At 46.8% G+C, this 3,746-nt stretch carries 4 protein-coding genes; 3 read left to right on the top strand and 1 reads right to left on the bottom strand.

The features are described from left to right. Positions 1-244: 244 nt before the first annotated feature. Complete coding sequence (locus ACJROR_RS03310; RefSeq protein WP_406545848.1) at positions 245-1,342, bottom strand: YARHG domain-containing protein; 1,098 nt, start codon at positions 1,340-1,342, stop codon at positions 245-247. Positions 1,343-1,708: 366 nt separating this feature from the next. Between ACJROR_RS03310 and ACJROR_RS03305 the strand changes: the two genes are divergently transcribed. From ACJROR_RS03305 to ACJROR_RS03295, 3 genes are all read left to right on the top strand, one after another. Further along, positions 1,709-2,125 carry a hypothetical protein gene (locus ACJROR_RS03305; protein WP_406545847.1) on the top strand — a complete coding sequence of 139 codons (417 nt, stop codon included), beginning with the start codon at positions 1,709-1,711 and terminating at the stop codon, positions 2,123-2,125. A gap of 167 nt (positions 2,126-2,292) precedes the next feature. Next, the gene (locus ACJROR_RS03300; protein WP_406545846.1) at positions 2,293-2,760 is read left to right on the top strand and encodes a hypothetical protein; all 468 of its coding nucleotides are present in this window, start codon (positions 2,293-2,295) and stop codon (positions 2,758-2,760) included. 388 nt (positions 2,761-3,148) lie between these two features. Beyond that, the gene (locus tag ACJROR_RS03295) at positions 3,149-3,685 is read left to right on the top strand and encodes a hypothetical protein (protein WP_406545845.1); all 537 of its coding nucleotides are present in this window, start codon (positions 3,149-3,151) and stop codon (positions 3,683-3,685) included. Positions 3,686-3,746 lie beyond the last annotated feature (61 nt).

Genomic DNA, 3,746 nt, shown 5'->3' with positions numbered 1-3,746 from the left:
GCGGAGTGTCCGAGCACACCTGAGACAAGCATGCTGTTTTTCCAATAAGCTTTCCGCTCATGAATTCCGATGCCGAGGTTTCTGCCGGATTCTGTCAGAGGGAAACACCTGGAATGTTATCTTGCCTGCAGGCAAACTCCATGCGGCAGACCTTGGGCATCAAAGAACCAGACTGGTTTATCGGAGTAACAGCATTTTTAAAAACCGGAAGTACTCAGAAGAAGAAACGCTCCCGGCTTCACAGCTACTGAGCTTCTTCTGCGGCTTCCTCCTGCTTTTTACGGTCTTCCGCCAGCTTGATCAGCTCCACGTTGATTTTTTCCACGGGCGAGAGCTTAATGTCCTGCGAAACCGGCTGGTACCAGCTGGTTTTGTCAAAATAACTCTGGAGGTCGGGGCTTTTGAAGCTGTACCCGTGTCTGGCCATGATTTCGTTCCGCATGAGTCTCAGGGTCTGGTAATCATAATGTCCCAGGAGCCCCTCGTTGATAACCTGATCTGAGGTAAAAAGGACTCTGGGAGTGTCCGGGGACGGATAGAGCATTTTGTAGATTCCTTCCGCGGGAGTGCCCTCAGGATTCCTGATGTCATCAAAATCCCTGATGTAGCGAATTTCAAGCCCCTTGACGGTCGGCCGGGCTTCCACATAAATGCCGTCCATTTTGAACACCGGTACCGTAAAGTCGTATTCCTCTGCGAATTCCAGCCGTTCCGTGCCTGCGGGAGTTATCAGAATGCAACCGTCCTCCCGTTCTGCGGGATTAAGCGATGAGGGATCCTTCACCTCCTTGAGATTGTCAGTGAGATCTCCCAGGGTAAACACATAGAGATTCCCCTTGTTGTCCAAATAACGTCCGCGGAGAGTGAGATAAACATTATTGAGGTCAATAAGGCGAGTGCCCCAGACGTCAGCGACATTTTTATCAAGAGGGTTATAAATGTGAATCAGCCGCCCTCTGGCATCCTTGATGTGGAGCATGCTGTACTTTTTGCCATTACCTTCGGTAATGACCAGCTGAGCCTGTTTGTCTTCGGAGAATTCCGATTTTACAGTGCCTCCGGTAACCTTGCCATTTTTGGTTTTAAAGTCAGTAAGGGTTACGTCATAGCCGCCCTCATGCATGGTTCCGCCGGCAAACCTGAGGGATTTGGCGTTTTTGGTATGTTTTTCCGGATGGTAGAACACAAAGCCGTCATGCCAGCTGCTGTTCCGGAGATCGTCATAGAAGCCTGTCTCAAAGGACATGGCATTATTAAATGGTGATGCTGCCAGCAGCATTCCGGCAGCAGCTAAAAGCTTCAAAGGTCTCTTCATATTCATGATCTTAAAATTACCTGTCAATGGTTATGCTCATTTTACGGCAACGGAAATTGTAAGCAATATCGCGGAGACAATACAATATTTCCGGCGTGCGGGGTTGCTGCGAAATTTCAGGCGTCTTACGCCATGCTTCTCAACCAGCCCTTTCGCAATCTGCCCGGGTGATTTCTTCGGAAGATAACCCGGAGGTACCGGTTCCGCGCAGATAAAACCAAGACTGGCGCCGGTTCTTGATATCCAGGCAAATATTCCGCCGCGGTTCAGGATAATACCTGCTACTACTCCGGATAAGACTTCCGTCAGCTCCGGCAGGGCCGCTGTTAAACAGCTGCCGGTGTTAATGCTGAAAAACACCGGCTGATAATCTCATGCGAACACCAGAGGGCTTTGCACTATGATGAGCGAACCGGGTTAACAAAAGCTCAAAAGGAATGGTATCAGGCGAAAGACGGCGGGGAGATGGCTTCTTCAATACCGATCAGCTACAAGGACTTGACACCGGCACCGGAAGATTATCGCAACCGGGTTCACATAGATAACCATGACTTTAATCATGTCAAAAATCTTCTTCATGTGCTCTTCGTAAATCTTCATCTGCTGCGAGCGCAATTGCAGAGTCATGCGGATAGCCGGAGTCATGTTGGATTCAATGGCTTCGCATATCTGATCCAAACTTGCGGCAAACTTTCTGCCGCAGTGCCGGTGCATGATATCCAAAATGTCCCTGATACGTTTCTTCAGGGCAAGGAGCAGGAATCAGCGACAACAGAAAGGCAAGCTGTAGAATCACTTTCAGCCAGCTGATACAATCGCGATTAGTAATAGAGACCGGATTTATTATGCGAGTCACCACAACTCAATAGCTTTGGGCCGTCAACAGCATAGGTTGTCTTTATTTTTACACAGTATGTGTATAACGAATAACGCTGTAATTACGTTCTACTTACAAGAGTGGTCATACCGGAGGAAGAATGGAAGCAATAACTAAAACAAAATGGGCTTTTGACACCGGCTACCAATTTACAAAATTAACAACTTCACACACAGAAGCCCGTACGATGGCTATGGCCTATATCATGGGTATTACCTATAAGATGGGGGAATTGGCAGCCAAAAATGAATTACCGCAATCGGAGAGCGGAACTAATTCAGCAGCGTTACTTGCTGCCGCGCATGATGCTTTTCTGGAAGGCTCTCGCCGGAAGATAACAGATCTTCTGCAGCGCATGGAGAATAAACCAGAGGCTGAAAAGGAAATCCCCGGTATTTTGGAACGGTATTTACGCAATAATCATGACAATAAGTTGCCCGCTGGATCAAAATTAAAAGAAATCCTGTTGTTGGAGATGAGGACGGATTTGTCACAATTACACGAGGCGGAAATCACTGGGTTTATCATTTCGATGATCCCCCGGGAGAAACTGGTACGCCCTCGGTAAAAGAAGCCGCTCCGGTAAAAGGAGGAAGCTACGAAAGAGTCAAGGCAAGTAACAAGGATCCGAATTTTGAGGTTCATCATATAATCAGCGCCTATGCCATAAAGAAAACCACTTCCCTAGCCCCTTCCCTGACAGTTGAAACCGGGTCAAGCATACTGATAAGCAAGAAAGATCACACTCGTACACAATCATATGGAAGTAAAAAAATAGCAAAAGAGTACAGAGAAAAGCAGCTTATGCTATTGCAACAGCATAAATACAGGGAAGCCATTCAGATGGATATTGACGATCTGCGAGAACTTTTTGGTTCGAAATATGACAGTGAAATTGCAGAGATGCTGCAATATGCTGATGAACTTTTAGCCAACCTGTCCCATGGAGGTGAGAAATGATGATTTTTGAATGGGTGCCCAACAAATCTGTCGGGAATCTGGTATTTGGCATGAACCGGGAAGATTGCCGGAAAATTATGGACAGCAAATACACGCCAATTCACGGCAATTATTCCGACTATTACGACGACCTCTTTATACGTCTGGATTATGACAGCGATAATCTTCTGGAATCCGTGGAGTTCTGCGGCTGCGCAAAGGAATGCTACGATGTTCGCTATAACGGCGTCACCATCTACCCTCTTACCAGAAGGCAATTCTTCGGGATTATGGACAAAAGTCTTTTTGTTCCGGACGACTATGAGGCATATATCAGCTATGAGCTAAATATTACAGTCGGCTGGGATGAAGATGTGGATACCTTGCTGATTGGCAAACTGAACTCCATGCGGGATGCCGATATATGGCTGAAAGAAGCGGATGAACTCTATGAGCTTTTCACTCAGCTCAAAAAGGGCATGGAGCGAGAGGAAAGCAGAAAGATTCTGGCAGGGCATCAATACAAACGGCTCTTCAGTACTTTGTGTGGGTGACGGCCTGAAATACATACATAAAAAAACTTGAAAAGAAAAAAGTCATTCCTTAAACTCCTGC

The organism is Succinimonas sp. (assembly GCF_045225735.1).
Taxonomy (GTDB): Bacteria; Pseudomonadota; Gammaproteobacteria; order Enterobacterales; family Succinivibrionaceae; genus Succinimonas.
The sequence above is the reverse complement of the archived record's forward strand: the minus strand, read 5'-3'. Positions and strand labels throughout refer to the sequence as shown.

What these genes read in the sequence shown, in the direction of transcription:
- ACJROR_RS03295 (WP_406545845.1), top strand. Translation starts at nt 3,149, where the DNA reads ATGATGATTTTTGAATGGGTGCCCAACAAATCTGTCGGGAATCTGGTA.
- ACJROR_RS03300 (WP_406545846.1), top strand. Translation starts at nt 2,293, where the DNA reads ATGGAAGCAATAACTAAAACAAAATGGGCTTTTGACACCGGCTACCAA.